The 20182-nt window shown below is 35.0% G+C and carries 20 protein-coding genes and 2 pseudogenes; 15 read left to right on the forward strand and 7 right to left on the reverse strand.

Annotated elements, in window-relative coordinates; genetic code table 11:
- Positions 1 to 21 precede the first annotated feature (21 nt).
- From AA0017_RS19585 to rlmH, 4 genes are all read left to right on the forward strand, one after another.
- Positions 22 to 816 (forward strand): MBL fold metallo-hydrolase, encoded by a 795-nt coding sequence (locus AA0017_RS19585; protein WP_413377171.1) that lies wholly within the window; start codon positions 22 to 24, stop codon positions 814 to 816.
- A 139-nt stretch (positions 817 to 955) separates the two neighbouring features.
- The gene (locus AA0017_RS19590) at positions 956 to 2176 is read left to right on the forward strand and encodes a S1C family serine protease (protein WP_413377173.1); all 1221 of its coding nucleotides are present in this window, start codon (positions 956 to 958) and stop codon (positions 2174 to 2176) included.
- Between the two features lie 385 nt (positions 2177 to 2561).
- Positions 2562 to 2726: a CxxH/CxxC protein gene (locus tag AA0017_RS19595; protein ID WP_413377175.1), complete on the forward strand. Its 165-nt coding sequence runs from the start codon at positions 2562 to 2564 to the stop codon at positions 2724 to 2726.
- 65 nt (positions 2727 to 2791) lie between these two features.
- Positions 2792 to 3271 carry a 23S rRNA (pseudouridine(1915)-N(3))-methyltransferase RlmH gene (gene rlmH, locus AA0017_RS19600; RefSeq protein ID WP_413377177.1) on the forward strand — a complete coding sequence of 160 codons (480 nt, stop codon included), beginning with the start codon at positions 2792 to 2794 and terminating at the stop codon, positions 3269 to 3271.
- Here the strand turns inward: rlmH and AA0017_RS19605 are convergent.
- A complete protein-coding gene (locus AA0017_RS19605; protein WP_413377179.1) occupies positions 3212 to 3670 on the reverse strand; it encodes a hypothetical protein in 459 nt (152 codons plus the stop codon). The two genes, rlmH and AA0017_RS19605, sit on opposite strands and share 60 nt — an antisense overlap.
- A gap of 79 nt (positions 3671 to 3749) precedes the next feature.
- A pseudogene (locus AA0017_RS19610) lies at positions 3750 to 3992 on the reverse strand (ATP-binding protein); the annotation flags it as partial.
- A 128-nt stretch (positions 3993 to 4120) separates the two neighbouring features.
- Here AA0017_RS19610 and AA0017_RS19615 point away from each other — a divergent pair.
- From AA0017_RS19615 to AA0017_RS19625, 3 genes are read left to right on the forward strand one after another with little or no spacing between them, the layout of a single operon-like run.
- Positions 4121 to 5344: a site-specific integrase gene (locus tag AA0017_RS19615; protein ID WP_413377180.1), complete on the forward strand. Its 1224-nt coding sequence runs from the start codon at positions 4121 to 4123 to the stop codon at positions 5342 to 5344.
- Positions 5334 to 6320 carry a tyrosine-type recombinase/integrase gene (locus AA0017_RS19620; RefSeq protein ID WP_413377182.1) on the forward strand — a complete coding sequence of 329 codons (987 nt, stop codon included), beginning with the start codon at positions 5334 to 5336 and terminating at the stop codon, positions 6318 to 6320. Before AA0017_RS19615 ends, AA0017_RS19620 begins: the two co-directional genes overlap by 11 nt.
- Positions 6313 to 7329, forward strand: a complete 1017-nt coding sequence (locus AA0017_RS19625; RefSeq protein ID WP_413377184.1) for a tyrosine-type recombinase/integrase — start codon at positions 6313 to 6315, stop codon at positions 7327 to 7329. The genes AA0017_RS19620 and AA0017_RS19625 overlap by 8 nt, the downstream gene beginning before the upstream one ends.
- A 58-nt stretch (positions 7330 to 7387) precedes the next feature.
- Here the strand turns inward: AA0017_RS19625 and AA0017_RS19630 are convergent, their stop codons facing one another.
- The 4 genes from AA0017_RS19630 to AA0017_RS19645 form a co-directional block, all read right to left on the reverse strand.
- The gene (locus AA0017_RS19630) at positions 7388 to 7927 is read right to left on the reverse strand and encodes an ATP-binding protein (protein WP_413377186.1); all 540 of its coding nucleotides are present in this window, start codon (positions 7925 to 7927) and stop codon (positions 7388 to 7390) included.
- Positions 7927 to 9429: an IS21 family transposase gene (istA, locus tag AA0017_RS19635; RefSeq protein WP_413377188.1), complete on the reverse strand. Its 1503-nt coding sequence runs from the start codon at positions 9427 to 9429 to the stop codon at positions 7927 to 7929. The genes AA0017_RS19630 and istA overlap by 1 nt, the downstream gene beginning before the upstream one ends.
- A 111-nt stretch (positions 9430 to 9540) precedes the next feature.
- Positions 9541 to 10803: a recombinase family protein gene (locus AA0017_RS19640; RefSeq protein ID WP_413377190.1), complete on the reverse strand. Its 1263-nt coding sequence runs from the start codon at positions 10801 to 10803 to the stop codon at positions 9541 to 9543.
- A 2-nt stretch (positions 10804 to 10805) separates the two neighbouring features.
- A complete protein-coding gene (locus AA0017_RS19645; protein WP_413377192.1) occupies positions 10806 to 10931 on the reverse strand; it encodes a hypothetical protein in 126 nt (41 codons plus the stop codon).
- Between the two features lie 885 nt (positions 10932 to 11816).
- Here AA0017_RS19645 and AA0017_RS19650 point away from each other — a divergent pair.
- The 6 genes and pseudogenes from AA0017_RS19650 to AA0017_RS19675 all read left to right on the forward strand — a co-directional run bounded on the left by AA0017_RS19650 (position 11817) and on the right by AA0017_RS19675 (position 15890).
- Positions 11817 to 12584: a DUF1385 domain-containing protein gene (locus AA0017_RS19650; protein WP_413377194.1), complete on the forward strand. Its 768-nt coding sequence runs from the start codon at positions 11817 to 11819 to the stop codon at positions 12582 to 12584.
- Positions 12585 to 12893: 309 nt separating this feature from the next.
- Positions 12894 to 13088, forward strand: a pseudogene (locus AA0017_RS19655) (hypothetical protein); the annotation flags it as partial.
- Between the two features lie 419 nt (positions 13089 to 13507).
- Positions 13508 to 13846: a helix-turn-helix domain-containing protein gene (locus AA0017_RS19660; protein WP_413377196.1), complete on the forward strand. Its 339-nt coding sequence runs from the start codon at positions 13508 to 13510 to the stop codon at positions 13844 to 13846.
- 262 nt (positions 13847 to 14108) lie between these two features.
- Positions 14109 to 15086 (forward strand): hypothetical protein, encoded by a 978-nt coding sequence (locus AA0017_RS19665; RefSeq protein ID WP_413377198.1) that lies wholly within the window; start codon positions 14109 to 14111, stop codon positions 15084 to 15086.
- Positions 15087 to 15217: 131 nt separating this feature from the next.
- A complete protein-coding gene (locus AA0017_RS19670; protein WP_413377199.1) occupies positions 15218 to 15703 on the forward strand; it encodes a hypothetical protein in 486 nt (161 codons plus the stop codon).
- A gap of 52 nt (positions 15704 to 15755) precedes the next feature.
- On the forward strand, positions 15756 to 15890 hold the full coding sequence (locus AA0017_RS19675) for a hypothetical protein (protein WP_413377201.1): 135 nt from the start codon (positions 15756 to 15758) through the stop codon (positions 15888 to 15890).
- A 45-nt stretch (positions 15891 to 15935) separates the two neighbouring features.
- Here the strand turns inward: AA0017_RS19675 and AA0017_RS19680 are convergent, their stop codons facing one another.
- The gene (locus AA0017_RS19680; RefSeq protein WP_413377203.1) at positions 15936 to 16283 is read right to left on the reverse strand and encodes a hypothetical protein; all 348 of its coding nucleotides are present in this window, start codon (positions 16281 to 16283) and stop codon (positions 15936 to 15938) included.
- An 895-nt stretch (positions 16284 to 17178) separates the two neighbouring features.
- On the opposite strand from AA0017_RS19680, the gene AA0017_RS19685 reads away from it, so the two are divergent.
- Positions 17179 to 18270, forward strand: a complete 1092-nt coding sequence (locus AA0017_RS19685) for an SIR2 family protein (RefSeq protein ID WP_413377205.1) — start codon at positions 17179 to 17181, stop codon at positions 18268 to 18270.
- On the forward strand, positions 18252 to 19988 hold the full coding sequence (locus AA0017_RS19690) for an ATP-binding protein (protein WP_413377207.1): 1737 nt from the start codon (positions 18252 to 18254) through the stop codon (positions 19986 to 19988). The genes AA0017_RS19685 and AA0017_RS19690 overlap by 19 nt, the downstream gene beginning before the upstream one ends.
- The last annotated feature ends 194 nt before the right edge of the window (positions 19989 to 20182 follow it).

Raw genomic sequence — 20182 nt, forward strand, 5'->3', positions numbered from 1 at the left:
GAGATACTGGAGTGAACAGGAATGACGTTACGTTTTAGTGTGTTAGCAAGCGGTAGTACGGGGAATGCGATGTATGTAGAAACAGAAAATCAACGTTTATTAGTGGATGCGGGTTTGAGTGGAAAAAAGATGGAAGAGCTTTTTCAAAAGATTAACCGGAATCCAAAAGAGCTTGATGGGATTTTAGTCACTCATGAACATAGTGATCATATAAAAGGAGTCGGGATTTTTGCGAGGAAGCATCGTTTGCCGATTTATGCGAATACGAAAACATGGCAGGCAATGGAAGGGCATCTAGGGGTTATTACAAACGAGCAAAAGTTTCATTTTGAAGTCGCGGAAGTGAAAAGCTTTGCTGATCTTGAGGTCGAGTCATTTGGTGTCTCACATGATGCGGCTGAGCCGATGTTTTATGTTTTCCATCATCAAGGGAGGAAGCTAACAATAGCAACCGATATGGGTTATGTAAGTGAACGAATTAAAGGAACGATTCGTGGGTCCAATATGTTTGTTTTTGAGTCAAACCATGATATTAATATGTTACAAATGGGTAGGTATCCGTGGAGCATTAAACGACGCATTTTAAGTGATGTCGGTCACGTCTCAAATGAAGATGCGGCAATGGCTTTAAATGATGTGATTACAGATGCCACTTCAAGAATTTATTTAGCGCATTTAAGCTTAGATAATAATATGAAAGATTTAGCTCGTTTGACCGTTGAGCAAGTTTTAAAAGAACAAGATCAAGCAGTCAATGATCAATTTGATCTGTATGATACCGACCCAGTGGAACCAACCGCTTTGACCGTCGTTTGAACGTTTGAAAGTGAACGAAATCGGAAATAATAGATAGGGATTTTAAAAGCATTTTATTGGACATTTTGATGATGACTTAGTCAAAATAGTAGTTAACTAATAAGTATTGAATCAATGTTCCTATTAGGAGGCTGTTATTATGGGGTATTATGACGAACATGTGAGACAAACACGAACTACAAGAAGTGGTAATAGACGTAGTACGGCTTTGTCGGCTTTTTTAGGAGCGATTATCGGAGCGGTTGTCGTTTTATTTTCGGTTCCAGTGCTAGCAAACTTAGGTTGGTTGCCATATGAAATTTATTCAAATGAAGAAACGAATCAAGATGTCGAGGAAAATAGAACAAATGACACTAGTGATCTACAATCTGTCTCCTATTCGGTTAATACGGACATAACGGGAATTGTTGAAAATGTTTCAGATGCGGTTGTTGGCGTTGTTAATATTCAACAAGCAGGCTTTTTAGGGATGTCAGGTGAAGGAACAGGCTCAGGCGTCGTCTATAAAATCACAGATGAACATGCCTTTATCGTGACAAATCAACATGTGATCGAAGGAGCTAATACGATTGAAGTGAGCCTTTCAGACGGCACACGAGTAGAGGCAGAACTGATCGGCGAAGATGTGTTAACAGACTTAGCGGTCATTCGTATCGATGGCAGTGAAGTGGATACAGTTGCGGAATTTGGCGATTCTAATACCCTCCGTGTCGGTGAGCCAGCTATTGCGATTGGAAACCCGCTCGGTCTTGAATTTGCAAGCTCAGTGACCCAAGGAATTATTAGCGGTACTGAACGAAGCATTCCGGTCGATACAAATGGGGACGGTCAAGTCGATTGGCATGCTGAGGTTATTCAAACGGATGCCGCGATTAACCCAGGAAATAGCGGTGGGGCTTTATTAAACATAGAAGGCCAAGTCATTGGAATAAACTCGATGAAAATTGCCCAAAGTGCCGTAGAAGGCATTGGTTTTGCAATTCCAACGGCAATCGCCTTGCCTATTATTGATGATCTAGAACGATTCTCAGAAGTAAGGCGTCCACAGCTCGGGGTAGGGATTATTTCCTTAAATCAAATTCAAAGCTTTCATTGGCAAGAAACATTAAACCTCCCAACGGACGTACGTGGAGGAGTTGTTGTCACAAGCGTTTCGCCAAGGTCACCTGCAGCAGGTGCCAATATGCAGGAATATGATGTAATCGTTGAAATCGGTGGCGTCGAGGTAAATGATACCCATGATTTACGCAAGTTTTTATATACCGAAGCCGAGGTTGGTCAAGAGGTTGACGTGGTGTACTATCGTGACGGCGAGAAGGAAACGGTTACGTTAACGTTACAAGAACAAGAAAGTTTTTAAATGAAATCTCACTCATCGACAAGTCTCATTAATGAGGTTTGTTGATGAGCTTTTTTGATGATGAGAAGACGTGGAGTGGGCTTAATGATCCAACCTATTCTAACTAACCGGACCTTTTCAGTGGTTGCAGTGGAGTCTCCCCGGAGCGAGGCCGAAGTGATTACATTTGGATTAACGCATCATGATAAACGTTTTGAAAGTACTTTCTTTCAGCTATTCTACACTTGCAAATTTCAATGGGCAAAAAGAGAGATAGTGGGATAGGTCGAAAAAGAGCGAAAAGAATCTGAGGTTGCACCTGTGGATAAGAATATATTGGGAAGTATCCACATCTAAAATTAGAATATGCTATAATAAAAAACGGAAAAAAGAAGGGACGGATAAAATGAAGTTAATGGCTTGTCAAGAGCATGTAGAGCTTGCAATGGAAATGATTATTGATGAAAAAGAAGTGGCCCCTAATATAGAGATACTAACAAAAGATCAAGATTTATCCACAGCATGCGAGTTTTGTCAAAACGAGGCGAAATATAGCGTATCAAATCAATAGAAAAACAACCTGTTGATATGTGGATAACTTCTGTGGATAAAAATAAAAAAGGAGTTATACACACTGTGAATATCACGATTATCTCAGTCGGAAAATTAAAAGAAAAATATTTAAAACAAGGAATTGAAGAATATACAAAAAGACTCGGAGCTTACGGCCAAATTCATTTAGTCGAAGTTCCAGACGAAAAGGCACCTGAAAAATTAAGTGAAGCAGAAGAAAAACAAGTGAAGCAAAAAGAAGGCGAACGTATCCTAAACAAAATCCCCACTGACAGCCACGTCATTGCCTTAGCAATCGAAGGCAAACAACTTACCTCAGAACAACTCGCCCAAAACCTCAACAATCTCGCAACATACGGCAAAAGTAAAGTTACTTTTATTATCGGTGGTTCACTCGGACTATCTAATGAAGTGTTGCAACGAGCTAATGAAAAGTTATCCTTTTCTAAAATGACGTTTCCTCATCAGTTAATGAAGCTTGTGTTAGTAGAGCAGGTGTATCGGGCGTTTCGGATTATTAAGGGTGAACCTTACCACAAATAGGTAGCGGTTTTCTTTAAAATATAAACCCCTAAGGATGACTGGGGAGTTGTTAGTTATCGTATTATGTAATGGGGGATCATTTGACCCCCCACCCTTTGGTATATGAGCAATAAAAGAAAATTGAATATTTTTAAGCTTTTTATTGCTAATGTCAATTCTTTTGATAGATGCTACAAGAAGCTGTCTGAACTCCATTATATCTAATTGCTCTTTAAGCGTTAGAAATTCTTTAAGTTGCTCCCGTATAAAGTCACCACTGATCTCTTTTACCATATTGTTGTTTGCTTTTTGCTCATTTAGTAGCTTGGCTAATGAATCCTTTAAATCAGTTTCTTCCATACGGAGTTCAGTGATTCTTTCTTTAGCTTCTTCTGGTGTGTAAAACATTGATCCAGTCATTACATCGTCCTGAATTGTATTTGGCAAGTGAGAAATGTATAAAACGGCAATTAAATATGTAACCACTTGCCAATCTTTTTTATTGATGTATCATCGATTCCTTATAACGGTGACTTTCCCCGTTAAAGACGACTAAATGAGAGTGATGGATGAGACGATCGATAACGGCTTCCGTTAAAATAGGGTCTCCAAAAACATGATTCCACTCCCCAAACGTCAAATTACTCGTAATGATAATGCTCGTTTTCTCATAACACAATGAAATGACTTGAAATAATAACTCCGCCCCTTGTTTGTGTAAAGGGATATAACCTAGCTCGTCTTATGGAAAGTCAGTTATTATGTAAAGTTAAGTGTTGAAATCCTTATTTTTCAATGGTTTTTCAATATTCAAGTTTGCATAATATTTTTTATGTTTATAGTAGTATCAACTATATTAAGGAGGAACATATGACTGATACTACAAACATCTCACTGTCTAATTTGATTGAACAGGCAACTCTGTATCTAAATGAATTGAACTATTCCGAAGGGACATTATACCGTTATAGGCTCAAATGGAAACACCTACAGACCTATGCTAAAACTAAGAATGAGATTAATTTTTCATTAGAGCTGGGAAAAGCTTTTTTATCAGATAATTATGGTATTGAAGAAGGTATGAGACTGACCAGTTCAGAGGTTTTTATAGTCAGGTGCATAAAAGTATTAGAAGAATTTCGCCAACATAAATTATTTCATAAATGTCATCAACCAGTAGGACGACAAGTCCCTGACCAGTTTAGCCCCATCCTTAATGAATATTTTTACCTACAAAAAGATCGACAATTTTCAAAACGTACTATACAAGGAAAACAAATTCAAATTATACACTTTCTGTGTTTTCTTGATGAGCAAAAAATTATTGACATCAATCATTTGGTTCCTTATGATGTCTTGGCGTACTTAGATTCATTGAGTAATTATTCAAGCTCCACAAAAACTGGTATTATGTTTACTTTGAGAGAATTCTTGGCTTTTCTCGTTTCGAAAAGGTATATTAGTCATCAATTAGATCAGCTATTTCCTGTTATTTTCTCAAATAAATTTGAACGAATTCCTTCCTATTACTCAATAGAAGAAATACACAAAATTCTATTAGAGGTGGATCGGAATACAGAAATTGGACGCAGAGACTATATAGTTCTGATATTGGCAGTGCAGTTAGGCATGCGTGCTGGCGATATAAAACATTTGAAATTTGAAAACATAAGATGGCATTTAGATACAATTGAATTCATACAAGAAAAAACAAAAAATCCATTACAACTTCCATTAACAGAAAACTTAAAATTTGCACTGATTGATTATATGAAAAATAGTCGACCATCCTCAAACGACCCTCATATTTTCATTCGACATAGAGCACCCTTCACAGCTTTTTCCACAGGTCATGTATTTTGGAGTACCATCAATAAATACATGGATACCTCCGGCATCACTATTAATAATAGAAAACACGGACTTCACTCTTTGAGACATAGTTTGGCGAGCAATTTACTCAAACAAAATACCCCATTTCCGGTTATTACAGGTGTATTAGGGCATGAAAATTCAAATACAACGAAGTTGTATCTCCGTATCGACATAGAACAACTCCGATCAGTAGCATTGGAGGTGCCTTATGAAAGATAGAGAAAAACAGTTCATTTTTGATGGTCCATTTAAAGAATACTGTCCGATGTATGTCGATTATAAAAGAAATCTTGGTTATAAATTTGGAGAATCGTCACTTTATAATTTAAGATACATGGATGATTTTTTCAAAAAATATAATATGCCTACCTTAAAACTAAATAAAGAAATGGTCGAAGACTATGTTAGTAGAAGAGGTAGTGAAGCACCCAAAACTCAGCATATGAGAATGAGCCTTATTAGACAATTTTCTATATTTATGAATAGCATTGGGTTTAGTTTTTACATACACCCGAAAGAATTAATTCCCATTACAAATACATTTACTCCTTATATTTTCACTCACGAAGAAATTGTTAGGATATTAAAAGTTGTAGATAATTTGGAGTATAACCCATCGAGTAAGTATTATCACTTGATTTATCCAATGCTTTTTAGGATGTTGTATGGATGTGGACTAAGGATCAATGAAGCATTGTCGTTGAAAAAGGTAGAAGTTGATATAGAAAATGGGATACTTACAGTTACAAAAGCAAAAAATAATACTAGCAGACTAATTCCTATGTCGAAGTCATTAAACGAATATTGCCGCCAATATGCTTCGAAAATGGAATTCGATATGTATGGCGATGGATATTTTTATCCCTCACGGGATAAAGGAAAATATAACAAGACCCCTGTTTATGTGAAATTCAAACATTTTATGAAGACAGCAGAAATATTCACAGCTAACGAAGTTGGTCCTAGAGTACATGATATACGGCATACTTTCGCAGTACATTCGCTAGAAAAGATGGTTAAGAATGGACAGGACATCTATTGTGCTCTACCGATCTTATGTACTTACTTAGGTCATCGGGATATTGAGAGCACAGAAAAATATTTACGACTTACCGAAGAAGCTTATGGACAAATCATTGATTCCCTTAACCCTCTTTATGATGACGTTTTCCCGGAGGTGAAAACAGATGCATAGTACTGATTTTGGAAAGTACCTATCTTCGTATTTCATTAAATATATACCCTATAAAACAGGATACAGTGATAATACCATTAAGTCATATCGGGATACCTTTACAATTTTTCTCAGATACTGTAATGATGTGCTTCGTGTTAGACCCGAAAAATTAAGTTTTTCTAAAGTGAACAGGAAAATGATTGAAGAGTTTTTATTTTGGTTAGAAGACACAAAAAAATATTCTATTTCAACTAGAAATCAAAGATTGGCTGCTTTGCATTCTTTCTTTCGGTATGTACAGATCGAGGCTCCAGAATATATGGAACTGTGCAATTCAATTTTATCTGTAAGTTCGAAAAAAAAACCTGTTGTTGAAATGAACTACTTATCTATAGAAGCAATTAAAGAGTTATTGTCTATACCTGATATTTCTAAAAAGGAAGGTCGAAGGGATTTAGCCATTCTTTCACTACTTTATGATACAGGTGCAAGGGTCCAAGAATTAGCTGATATAACTGTAAGTGATTTAAGAATAAAAGTACCAGCAACAATTAGATTAACTGGAAAAGGTGAAAAAACTAGAATTATCCCGGTAATGCCACAAACAATAAGTATTTTAAAAGCATATATAAATGATTACGGTTTGTTCAATGAAACGAAAATTTTTGCACCCTTGTTTTTTAATAAAAGGGAAGAAAAACTCACACGTGCAGGCCTATCTTATATTTTAAACAAATATATTTTGGTAGCTAAAGTAAAACATTCTGATTTATTTCCAGCCAAAGTTTCTCCACATGTATTTAGACATAGTAAAGCCATGCATTTACTAGAAAGTGGAGTCAATTTAATATACATAAGGGATTTTTTAGGACATGCATCGGTTACAACAACTGAAGTTTATGCAAAATCAAACCCTGAAATCAAACGGAGGGCTATTGAGCAAGCAAGTCCTGATGTGCTACCTGATGAAAAACTTACATCCAAAGACAAAAAAGATTTATTAAGCTGGCTAAAGGAATTTATCTAGATATTAATTATGCCAAGTTGGATGTTGAAAATCTTCGGTTCAACATGGGTTTCAGCATTCAACTCCACATAATATTTGACTTTCCATAAGACGAGTTATGCAAAGCTTCACATAACTCGTCTAAAACGAGTAAATCCAATTTCTCCATTTGCTTAAATACTTTGCTTAATGTCCCTTTTTCATGAGCTTCTAGTAGTTTGTTCACCAGCGTCGCTACCGTATAAAACTTGACCGATAACCCTCTTTGTTGAATCAACTGTAACGAAATAAGGGAAGATAAATAGGTTTTACCTGTGCCTACTCCACCATAAAAAATTAAGTTCTCCTGCTTCTCCAAGAATAATCCTTCTAGTAAATAAGACTGCGTTAATTGTGGCGTTAGGACAACATCTTTCCAATTAAAAGGCACTCCGCTCATCTTAGGAAGAGTCGCTTGCTTTAATAAAAGGTTTACTTTTCGCTCCTCTCTTTGCTCAATCTCCTTTTCAAACAGAATCCGTAAATAGTCTTCATTAGAAGAAGCTTCTATTTCATCATAGTGTTCTCGAATCCAACTAAGCTTTAAGCGTTTAGCTAATTCCGATATAGACGGCTGCATTAGGAGTTCACCCCTTTGAGAAGTTGATCGTAATGAGACAGTCCTCTTGATGCCTTTGGCATAGATGGTAAGGTTTGCTTAGGTTTAATGGTCGGTCGAATCCCACGGCCGTTGATTAATTGATAAAACACTTGGCTGATCGATTCCGCAGAAGGGTGCCCATGCTCTGAGGCGATGGTTAGAGCTTCTGTAATCTGTTCAAACCCGCGGTCTTTTAAAGCGAAAGATAATAGTTTCAAGGCGTCGGATTTCTCGGTACTTGTACATCTATTAAAATACCTTTGCCATTCGTCAGGTAACTGCGAATAGAACGTCGTGTACTTTAATGCCAAAGGCCGTTTGGCCATTAAGCGTAAGTACGGTTGCCATTCCATCGATTTACGATAAACCCCGTACACTCTAGAATGACTAATGATCGTTTCATTCATGTCGGATAGAATCTCAATACGGTCAAAGTGAATTTTAATCAAGACCTTCTGTAAGGCATATCTTGGCGATGTTGAGTACTGATTCTTCTCAAAATGAACATACCCATATTTATCAGCTTTAAGTGTCTCATACCGTACACATTCATAGGCTTTCGTTGGTAACACATAGCTAGCCTGCTTGTCCTTTTGAAACAATTCCTCAATGGATTCTCTTTTATCGAAGTGCGGACGATGCCTGTCCACTTCTGCTTGTTTCCAGAAATCCCCGTTTAAATCTTCTATATGAAGAACGGGCAAGGCGGGAAGGAGGAAATTATTTCGAACGTATTTGACCATGGATTCTACATGTCCTTTTTCATTCCCACTGCCAGGATTACAAAACTCATAATGAAACCCGTAGTGGGAAACGAAGTTTTCAAAGCTCTCTGTTAATTGCCGTTCCCCATTTGGCAAGACTTTTTTCACGGCGGCAGACAGGTTATCAAACCGAATCACCTTGGGAACAGAACCGACATGATGGAAAATACGTTTCATTCCTTCTAAAAAGCACTCTATCTTTTGGGAAGGAAACACTTGAAAGTAAAAACTATTACTATAAGGATAAGATAGGACAAGATAAGGGAGCGTCACTTGTTCTCCTTTATGGATGAAAGGTGCTTCTCCAAAGTCTACTTGAGCCATACCTGGTTGATGTTCTAGAGGTAACGCCGCCTCACTCGCCTCATTTAAGAGCTCCTTTTTACGCTTAGAAATATAGTGACGTACGGTGCGGTCAGACCCTGTAAAGCCATGGTCTTTCACCAATAACTCCCAGATACGCTTAGCTGTTCGTCTGAATTTCTTCTTCTGTTTGAAATCTTCTTTTAACCACTGATCCACCGTTTCTTTAAATGGATCCATTACCCTTGATGGACGCTTCTGTATCCCTCTAGATCGGGGACTCATATCCTCTAAATCCGCATATTTTTTAACCGTACGAGGATCTCGTCCCAACCTCTTCGCTAAAGCGTGATAATTACTACCTTTTCTATTAATCTCGTGTCTGATATAATTAATTTCGGCCACTGCCAACATCTCCTAAAGTACCTCCTGCGTTAGATTACCCAACAGGAAGTGTATTTTTAATTGAGATGATTGGCAAGTGTTTTTTTTGATTTCTGCAGGGCCCTCCGGGCCCTACAGAAATTAATTGCCATACCCTACATTAATAGTTTGCCATAAACACTGAATTCTTTTCTTTTGGGAATCTAATTCAGCTATACGTTTTTTTATTATGCTAGCTTCGTTACTGATATCATTTTTCGTATATTGTTCAACAATCTGCTTATTTATTGAATCTGTGATTGCATCGATGGCGGACTCGGATTGTAATGCCTTAGCAAGCCTATCATAAACCGATTGTTCTAGTACACTAGCATTTACAGTGTTAGAATTGCATACTGCTTTTCCACCATTATGATAGCGACCGCAAACATAATAACGTAACTTAGTGCCATCTTTACGTTTCGATCCATACATACTTGTCATATATGATCCACATTCAGGACACTTTGCTATAGATGTCAAAGGGAATTTTCCAGTGTATTGTCGAGGTGTGCCTGTTGAACGCCTTTTCATTAATGCATCAGCTTTATCCCAAGTTTCTTCATCAATGATTGATGTGTGAATTCCTTTAACTAATATGTGATTAGGGTTCGTACCTTTTCTTCGCTTTTTTTCCCAATCTACTACCTGATTAAAGCGGATATATCCTTTATATATAGGATTCTTCAATAAAGCATTTACAGTGGATTGAGTAAATTCTTTATTGTTTTTTGTTCGCCGACCAGTTTTATTGAGATGGTTAGCAATTTTTTTTGTACCCCAGTTATCATTGACATATTTGCTAAAGACTAATTTAATTATCTCAGCTTCTTCCGGAATAACGATAAGTTCTTTATTTTCACTCCGATAACCAAGAACTCTACCACCATTGAATTTACCCTCTTTAGCCCTTTGTGTCATTCCCATTTTTACGTTTTCAGCCAACTCTTCTCTTTGATATTGTGCGACTGATGATAAGATATTGAATTGCAAATTTCCATGAGGCGTTCCATATTCACCTTCCTTTATGGAGATAAATATTACACTTGAATGGTGTATATCTTCCACAAGGGACAATGAATCTGAAAGGTTTCTACTCAATCTGGAAACTTTATAAGCTATGATAGCATGCAGGTCGCCTTTTTTAACATCATGCATCATACGGTTTAATTCAGGTCTATCATTTGTTGATTTTGCGCTTATCCCTTCATCAACATAAAATCTTATATCAACGTTATTACCAAAGCGTTTGTGGGCTTCTTGAATACCTTCCTCTTTTTGTCCATCTAATGAAAAACCGAGTTCCGCCTGCTTATGAGTCGAAACTCGTATATAAAGACCAACTGTTTTTATCTCTTTATTCATCTTTATACACGCTCCTTGTTTTGTTCAGAAAGCAATTTATTAGAAATGGCTTTATAAATAAATGCTGATATGACATCCATAGTATCCTTTTTATCAGTTTGAATTGTTTGACTAGTCTCTTTTTCCATGCTAACCCCTCCGAAATAATTGTTGAAAAAATTAACTTTCTGTCGGACGGGTAAGTTTGATAAAAGAGAGGACTGGCTCAATCTTGAGTGCGATCCCTTTTTATAAAAAATAAAACGTTACCACGTATAGATGACAGCTTAAAAATAACGAAGTGTCTTATACGTATGGTTACGTTTTTATCAGGTGTGTTTATTTATTTTAAAGAATACTAATAGTGTGTCTTGTCTTGTTAGTGCAGTAATTACTGTTTATTGAATTTAACATTAACAAGTTTAGGAAATATGGAGTTTGTAAAATAGTGAATTAATGCAGAAGCATTTTGTCTATGTAGTGTATAAATGCTCGTATCTAAATGTCCATTTTTGATGATATAAGCATGTACACTTTTGCTCATATTAACTTCCTTTATACAAGCGAGTGGATAATTACAACTTGACACGGAGCCTCTGCGGGCATGACTATATAGCCAGGAAGCCAGTATCCTCAAGGACTGGCTAGCCAATCAAGGCTATCATGCCCGCCACTCCATGTAAAGTTGTAATATACATGGGAAATCAAAAATGTACATGCTTAGCCGAGCGTTTTTATACATTTTTAAATTGTCATTTGTAGTAGTGGAGAGATTATTTTACTGTTCTTATTCTAGTAAGGGAGTAAGAACAACCAACACAGATTATCATCCCCAGTATAAAGGAGTAAGAAAGAGTGTCAAAATAACCTTTAGTTGAGTACAACTTGATTCTATATAAAGTAAAAATTATTGTCAATAAATAATATTTTCAAAGAATCAATAATCCAGTGGACAATGGTTGCCCTCATTGTGATTCCTTATTAGAATAGTAATAAATTGGTTTATAACATAAAAGTGCTTAGCGGAGGTATGTATGTCAATAATTAAAGGTGGTGCGGCTGGTTTTAAAAGTGTAGTTTTTTATTCCGAGAATTTTAGTTCAAGAGCCATAAGGAATAAAGATGGAACGATTACTATAAATGTATCTAAGCGAAAGGTTGCTCCTAAGTTTGAGAGTTTGATTAATAGATTACCATTTATTCGTGGACTATACTTATTTGTAAAACCTTTGATTGTTATGTGGAAGATCTATCTAATGGTTTTTCTTCCACTTTTAATTTTCCTTCTGTTGGCCAGTCATAGCGGAAAAAACTCGAGTGGTTCGTCAATACCTGTTTTCCCAATTATAGTAGAGACAATTCAAAATCATTTTTTATTGCTAATAGCTATCATAATGGTTATTTTTGGAGTTGTTATTAAACTTAGTAACCTTGGCAAGTATCATGGTGCTGAGCATATGACAGATACAGCGTATAGTACACTGTCTAGCTTAGCTATATCAGATGTAGTTAAACAATCAAGGATTCATGCCCATTGTGGGACAAATTTTGTGGTCTTTGTATTTGTTACTTATTTCATACTTTCATTCTTTATTTCAGACCTTATTACATTAACGATGCTTAGTATTTGTTTAGGATATGAAGTATTTCTTATTCAATCGAAAATTTTGGCCCCTTTTTATTGGATTGGAGGTTTTTTTCAATATACTTTATTTACATCAAAACCATCAATAAAGCATTTAGAAGTTGCTATAGCATCATACGAAGCACTGATAAAAGCAGAACATATTAAATTGGCATAAATTTTGTTACCCATCTGCTTGTGAAAAATAAAAAGTATTGACCTTTTGTGATAATTTTTGTAAGATAAATTTCACGAAAAGAAAAATGAAAATTATAAAACACTTTCTGATAAAACGCTCAGGCGTCAAGTATAGGTAGCTCAACTGCTTTGTTGGACTATTGATAATATATTGACGAACTGGGCGTTTTTTGTATGTAAAAATACCAGGAGGACTAATTAAATGAACAATAATCTGATGAAAATGGGATAGTTTCAAAGAACGAGGCAAAAGTGGGTTGAAGAAGGTGAGCAGCTATTAGAGTGGCGAGAGAGGTTAGGATTATCTAGATCATTCATAGCTCAAGAAACGGGAGTAAGCCTAGGGAGATTAACCAGGTTAGAACATGGCGAGCCAGTCAAAGAAGCGAGGTTAATAAGTAAGGTATATACACTGACGCTAGAAAAAGTAGAAATACATAGAGCGTTAGAGAAATTACTAGAAAGTATTGGAATCAGAAAATAATAGCAAAGTTAATATCAAAAAAATCTCTTGACCAAGTTAAGGGTTAGTCAAAGTACATTAATAATGATTAGTCCTTTCACAAACTGAAACAGATATTAGTTCTAATCACTTTAAAACTAGGTGAAATCGAAGGAATTTGTATCTTTTTATAAAAACGAAAAGAACGTGATAAAATCAACGTTTTTTCAAAGGAAGATTTCAAATGATAAAGCCTTGAAAATAAAGGGATTAGAATATGTTGATTTCTCAACATCCAGTAATCCTACTAGTAAATAGTTCTAGGAGCATGTTGATATAAACAAAATCAAAAGGTAATACTATTTGTTTGCGATTCAACTATCATTTTTCAAAAAAACATATTATATAACTCAAAATCCAAGTAATAAAGCTATTAGAACTTAATGAAAGGATTTGATGTTATGAAATTTAATCACAACATGCTAAGAGAAGCAAGAGGACAAAAAAAACTAACGCTTGAGCAAATGGCTAAATTGATGGATATGGATCTCTCGGCATACTGGAGATTAGAGACAGGAAAAACAAAGGTAAAGGCTGAGCAATTAATTATGGTAATGGAAATCTTTGAACAGCCATATGCCTATTTCTTTGAAAACAGTGAAACAGCTCGAATCATAAAGTTAGAAATAGAGGCTATACCTGAAAAGGTGGAGATTATTTATGATTTCCTAAAAAAACATCCAGGAATCGTAAAGGACTGGGAACAAAGCATTTTGAAAGTGGAACAGGAATTATACTGAATTAATTTTTGATAAACGGAAAAATTAATTAAATTGCACTGAATATAACGAGTTAAAACCAGTAAAGAAAAAAGAAGCAGGGTATGTCACACAAATTAACAACTCCTGTTCAGAGTATTATTGCTGTTGTATCAAGGACTACAATGATAATACTCTGTTCCGGATATATCATAATAGGGGTGATTTTTTGATTCATACTTTTCAAATCAACAAGCTATTAAACGAATTACAGACTATTAATGTGCTTTCTGAGTATTATGAGATGAAAGAGATACAAAAAGTGCTTGGAAAGTTAAAGGGACGAAGAGGTGTGATAGAACTGCCTTTGAGCATACCAGGTATAATTCTATGCTCCATTTCTTATACCAGTAACGGATATTACAGAATCTATTTGAGGGTAGAGCCGCAGTCGCTTATAAAAGAAAAAAGAACGATAGATGTGTTCGAATGTACAACCGATTCTGTTACTAGGCTAAGAAGTACCTTAGATAATGCAATTGAAAGTATATCCATTACACTTCCCCGTTCAAAGAGATGGCCTGTATCACGTATAGACTTTACCATGAATTTAACGTCTGAATATGTAAAAGAGTGCGTAGCGTTAGCCAAGAAAGGAAAAGATCCATATCATTATACTGATCCAGTAAAAAAGCCAGGAAGCTCCTATAGAAAGTCTAAAAGTGTAGTATTGAACTATTACGATAAGTTCGATCATGTATCAAAAAAGATAAGTGTAGATTCCTCTGATGCATATCTGCTAGAAGAAGCTCAAAACATTTATCGAATCGAGGTGCAGTGTCTAAATCATAACAAGTTGAAGCATATAAGAAAAAGATTTGATCTACCACGTAGAGGTAATTTATATACTTATTTACGTTCAGATATTGCAGAATGGGCCTTTTTATCCTACTATGACAGTGTAATTGGCAGAGCTGATTATCATTCTTTAGCAGAGGCTATAAAAATAGTAGAGTCGAAAAAGTGGAATACTAGAAAGAAGGAAAATATTGTGAAATGGCTCAAGCTTATTGCACAGGCAAGGAGTATATCAAAGGCGAGGCAGCAGTTTGTTGATGGTACAACACTAGCCCATACAAAGACAATCGTTAAAGGAAGCTTAAATACCTTCAGGAACTATGAAAAGGCTTGTAGAGACATAGATATAAATCCTGTGACGATTCCAAAAGATTGGGGAATCAAATATATTCCAAATCCTATAAAATCAATAAGTATGTCATAGCCAATAAAATCGAGAATCTCAACTTTTTTTAAACCAAAACCAAATTGCGGTGATAAAGAGAGATGCTAACCTTTTGTCATTTTATATTAATTGAAAAGTTGATTTTGAATGTTAAAACAGGTGGTGATATTGTGAAAAAGTGTATTGAATGTAATGTAGAAATTACTGGTGATTTTGCAGAATGTTATGATGGGAGTATTATATGTGAGACCTGTCTTGGGAAAGAAGCAGAAGAAATATTTGGTCGTAATCATGTTAATGAATCTTCTTACGATGCTGTTAAGCTTTCATATGAAGGACATAAGTGTCTTGAAGTTCCAGTTAATGCCGAAGAAATGTGTAAGTTTATTGATGTTGCTACAGAAGAAATGTTCAGGGAAAATCTTGACTATTGTCTTTTGGAGGGTTTCCCAGATGGTGGTTTTTTGAATGCTATCGAAGTTGAAATAAAAGAAGCAAAATTAAATGTAACAGTCCGTGAGTATCTAAAGGTCCTTATTCGAGAAGCTACTGAAGAACAGCTAGACTGGTACTGCTGGAATACTCTTGTTTTAAGTCATGATGAGATTATACAAGTAGGATTAAAACATAAGTTACTTGAATGCATAGCCATCTGAACTATCGAATATTCTAATGATCAATATTGATTATGAGCAAGGGGAGTGGGCAATGGTTGCCCACTTTCCAATGAAACCATCAATCTATTTTCGATTGTATCAATTAATTATATTTAATTTTTTAACAGGGGCAAGTTTAGAGTCTCCACTTGAATATGAAAAGATTTGTTTGAAATTCGGTGAATAATATTCCCCCTAATGTTTTGATAACGGGCAATCATTGCCCGTTTTGTTATTTCTTTAACTGTACATCATGGGGTTCAATTACTAATGTAATGTCTTCAACAGCCAGGTTTAAATCTCTAGCTATTTCTTCTTTTAAGTAACTTAAAAACCCTTCTTCATAAGCCTCCAAATAGACTCTAGCAAGTTCTTGGCCATCATTGTCATAAAAGACAACAGAATCCTTTAGTTGAATATCTCGCATCCCAAAAGAAGGGTAGTAAACGAACTCTTCTTCAAATTTAAAAGGTTTTAACGTTTGTATGAAGCATTTAAAGCAAGAATAAAATTGTGTCTCGTTTTTTGAACCTACAAAGGCGTCAGTAATAGTGTCGTTACATAAAAAACAAGTATACATCGATTATCCATCCTTCCGATTTTAATGGTTAAAATAATGTTTTCGAGTATTATAAAATGATTATGGAATAGCTATAATACCTCCTCTAAAAAAGATATAGAATAAATTAGAAAAGATGAAATAAGTGATTTCCACTTATTCCAATAGAAAGTATGAGGGGAAGGTTTTGAGGTTTTAAAAAGTTATTTTAAATCAAGAGATCGGGATGTTGTTGGAATTTTTGTCAGGAGGACGTCTCTATAATACCCGAAGGGTATTAGCTCATTAATAGATAATAAAAAGAGAGTTTTTAATGCTTCTTTAATAATTGGCATACCCGGGGCACAATTATTTATAGAGATAATAAAAAATTAATACCTAGTAGGGGTAGAAAATTTATATTATTTTCCTTTCTACATAAATTTTATTAGTAGACTGATGGGTTTTTATGTAGACGAAGACTAGTGGAGATATAAGGGGTATATTCAAACTATTAGGTACTTTTTCTCTATTATCATAGTAAGGTTATTTGCAATCAATTTTGTTTCTTTCATATTTTCATCTTCTTTTGATTTTCTAATTAGAGTATCGCAGTATCCTATAATCAGGAATCAAGTCCATTATAATAAAACGTGGGTTCTTTAGAGCCATTAAAGGGAGACTTATGGATAAACAACAAAATGTAGAAATAGCCTAGAGTGAGATAAGCGAAATAAAACTATTATAATGTGACAAAAGACTTTTATAAATTCAAATAAAAGGGAATTTATGAATTGTGTCGAATTAAGTAAATAAATATTAAATTTTTTCATTATTTTTCAGGGAGAAAGTAAAGCTTGAAGAAAAATTTGTTATAAATTAAGATTTGATATTTTCTAATAAAATAACCTGAAATATAAAGCCCAGGAGGTGAAAAATGAAGCTAGTATCATATATTGAACAGGCGATTTCAGAAAATCCTCTACTGGTTGTTGGAAGCGGTTCTTCTTGTGGCGCAGGTTTACCTGGAATGTATCAACTTTCTGAGTTCCTGCAAGAAAATCTTCTAGGTCTAGTGGGTGAAGATGCTGCTGTTTGGGGAAAAATAAGTAATCTATTGAAAGAGGGATTAGATTTAGAATCTGCTCTACAATCTGTACAAGTAATTCCTGATTTTCTAACTACTTCAATTGTGGAAGAAACATGGGCTTGCATAGCGAAAGATGAAAAGAAAGCTATGATGAAAATAGCTACAGGTGAAGACATTTGTGGTTTTGTTAGGTATTTTAAAAAATATCTCCATACTAAAAATAAAGTATTAAATGTAGTAACGACGAATTACGATCAAATTATAGAATTTTCTGCCTCAATTGCAGGCTTACAAGTTTGGGATGGGTTTAATACAGGACTTGTTTCACATCCAATCTCTTATAATGAATTTGTTTCAAGAATGATAGAATTAAAAATTAGAGGAAGAAATAGCAGTACTACAAGAGAGGAAATTTGTCATTTGAAGGTGTTTAAACCACATGGATCACTAAGTTGGTTCAAGGGGAAATATGGTAGGTTTGTTAGTATCTCTAACATTGGTTATTCTGATCTGCCACTGTTAAGAGAAAACGGTTTGCATCCTGTAATTGTAACTCCTGGAATAGGTAAATATTTAGAGACTCATCAACAGCCATATAATAATATTATTGCTGAAATGAATCTTTCTATTCAAGAAACAAGAAGCGTGATCTTTTATGGGTTTGGTTTTAATGATATACATATTCAAGGATCATTCACTTCTTTACTGGTGGATAAAACAATTTATAAAATAATAATAGCAAAGAAACTATCAGATTCATTTTTAGAGATTGTAGAGCAAAAAAAGATAATAAATTATTTAGCAATTGAAGAATTAGATAGTGGAAGTAAACTCTATAGTGACATAGTTAAAGAGGAGAATTGTGAAAAATGTTGTTGGACATTTAAAGGGTTATTAGATATGGCATGGGGGGAATTAGAATGTTTAACGAGAGCATAATTTTGTTTGAAATACCGCGTGAGGAAAGTGTAGGACAAGTTGTTAAAGTTGATAGTTATAGTGTAACAATTAATATTCCAGATGATGATATCTTAAAATCGTTAAATGTAAATGGTTTTGTCATCTTGCATACTTCGAATCCTAATGTACGTCTAATTGGTAGAATTGATCGTGTATTAAGAATAGATGATATTACGCAATATTCGATAGATGGCGGTGTGAACTTAAAAGTAAGCAACTCTGCTATTATTAATGCGCTTGGGACTTTATACGGGCCAAATGCAGAAAGAAAAAGTGCCCAATTTACACGTGCAGTTGAAGTACTCCCTGAAATTGGTGCTGATTGTTTTTATCTATCAGGAAAGTATTTGAGTTCTTTTACAACCCTCATTGCATCAGAAAACACCTCAACTGATTCGCCTCTTACCTTGGGAGCTTATGCTATATCTAATGAATCTAAAGCTATACTTGATGGAAATGCTTTTTTCCAAAGGCACGCAATGATAGTTGGATCTACAGGTTCTGGAAAGTCCTATACTGTGGCTAAATTAGTAGAGCAAGCAGCTTCTTTAGAACATGCAAATATGATTATTTTCGATCTTCATGGAGAGTATGCCCCTTTAGCAAAACATAAAAAAATAAAGCAATTCAGAATTGCGGGTCCTGGTGATTTAAATGAAAGTTCTGAAGAAGTTTTATATTTACCTTATTGGTTATTAGGTTATGAAGATATGCTTGCTTTAATTTTAGATAGAACAGATGAGAATGCTCCAAACCAAGCAATGGTTTTTTCATCAACAGTACTGGAAGCTAAGAGAAATTATCTAGAAGAATTGAATATGCAGGAAGAACTTGAAACGTTTACTATTGATAGTCCAATACCATATAAATTAGATTATGTTATTGAAAAAATAGTAGAGCTAAACAATGAGAGGGTTCAAGGAAGTAGAGGAATGGTTAACGGACCTTTTAAAGGGAAATTCGACCGGTTTATTCCCAGAATAATATCTAAAATGGATGATAGAAGATATGGATTTTTATTTAGTTTAGATGAGGAAAAGGGTAGTTCAGATTATTTAATAAAATTAGTGAAAAATTTGATGGAACCTTCAGCTGAAGATAATAGTGGTGTTAAAATCATTAATTTTTCAGAAGTTCCATCAGATATACTGCCAATTGTTATTAGTTTGGTGGCTAGAATTGTATTTCAAATTCAACAGTGGACGCCCTCAGAAAGAAGGTATCCAATTTCTTTAATATGTGACGAGGCGCATTTATATTTACCGGCAAAACAACTAGCCAATGCTTCAGAAGTGAGAGCACTTGAACACTTTGAAAGGATTGCAAAAGAAGGACGTAAATATGGTGTCAGTTTAACTATTATCAGTCAACGTCCTTCAGAATTAAATACTACAATTATGAGTCAATGTAATAATGTTATAGCTTTAAGACTTGCAAATCAGTCAGATAAAAATGCTGTAAGTAATTTATTACCTGAAAACTTAGGGGGAATAAAAGAAGTTCTTCCTATCCTAGGAGTTGGTGAAGGGATTGTTGTAGGGGACTCATGTATACTACCTTTTAGGATAAAAATTGAGCAACCAGTTTTTAAACCAAAGTCCAATAGCCTTAAGTTCTGGAGTGTTTGGAAACAAGGACAGGAAGATCAAAAATTAAAACAGTCAGTTATTAATCTGCAGCGTCAAACCTTGGAGTGATATATCCAGGTAGGCAAGTCCTACTCCAATAATATTGTTTACACATTATTTATACAGAAGTTGAGACATCCGATCTGAAAAAAGTAAAGTAATAGGTTTAAATGGATTTTACTAAATATTGAAGTGTGCTTATTGTTCCCTCAGACTAATGGTTTGGGGGATTTTCTTGTAATAGGGGTCTGACTTTTATACAA

Origin of the sequence: Alkalihalobacillus phoenicis (assembly GCF_047302405.1) — a bacterium.
Classification (GTDB): Bacteria; Bacillota; Bacilli; order Bacillales; family Bacillaceae_D; genus Alkalihalobacillus.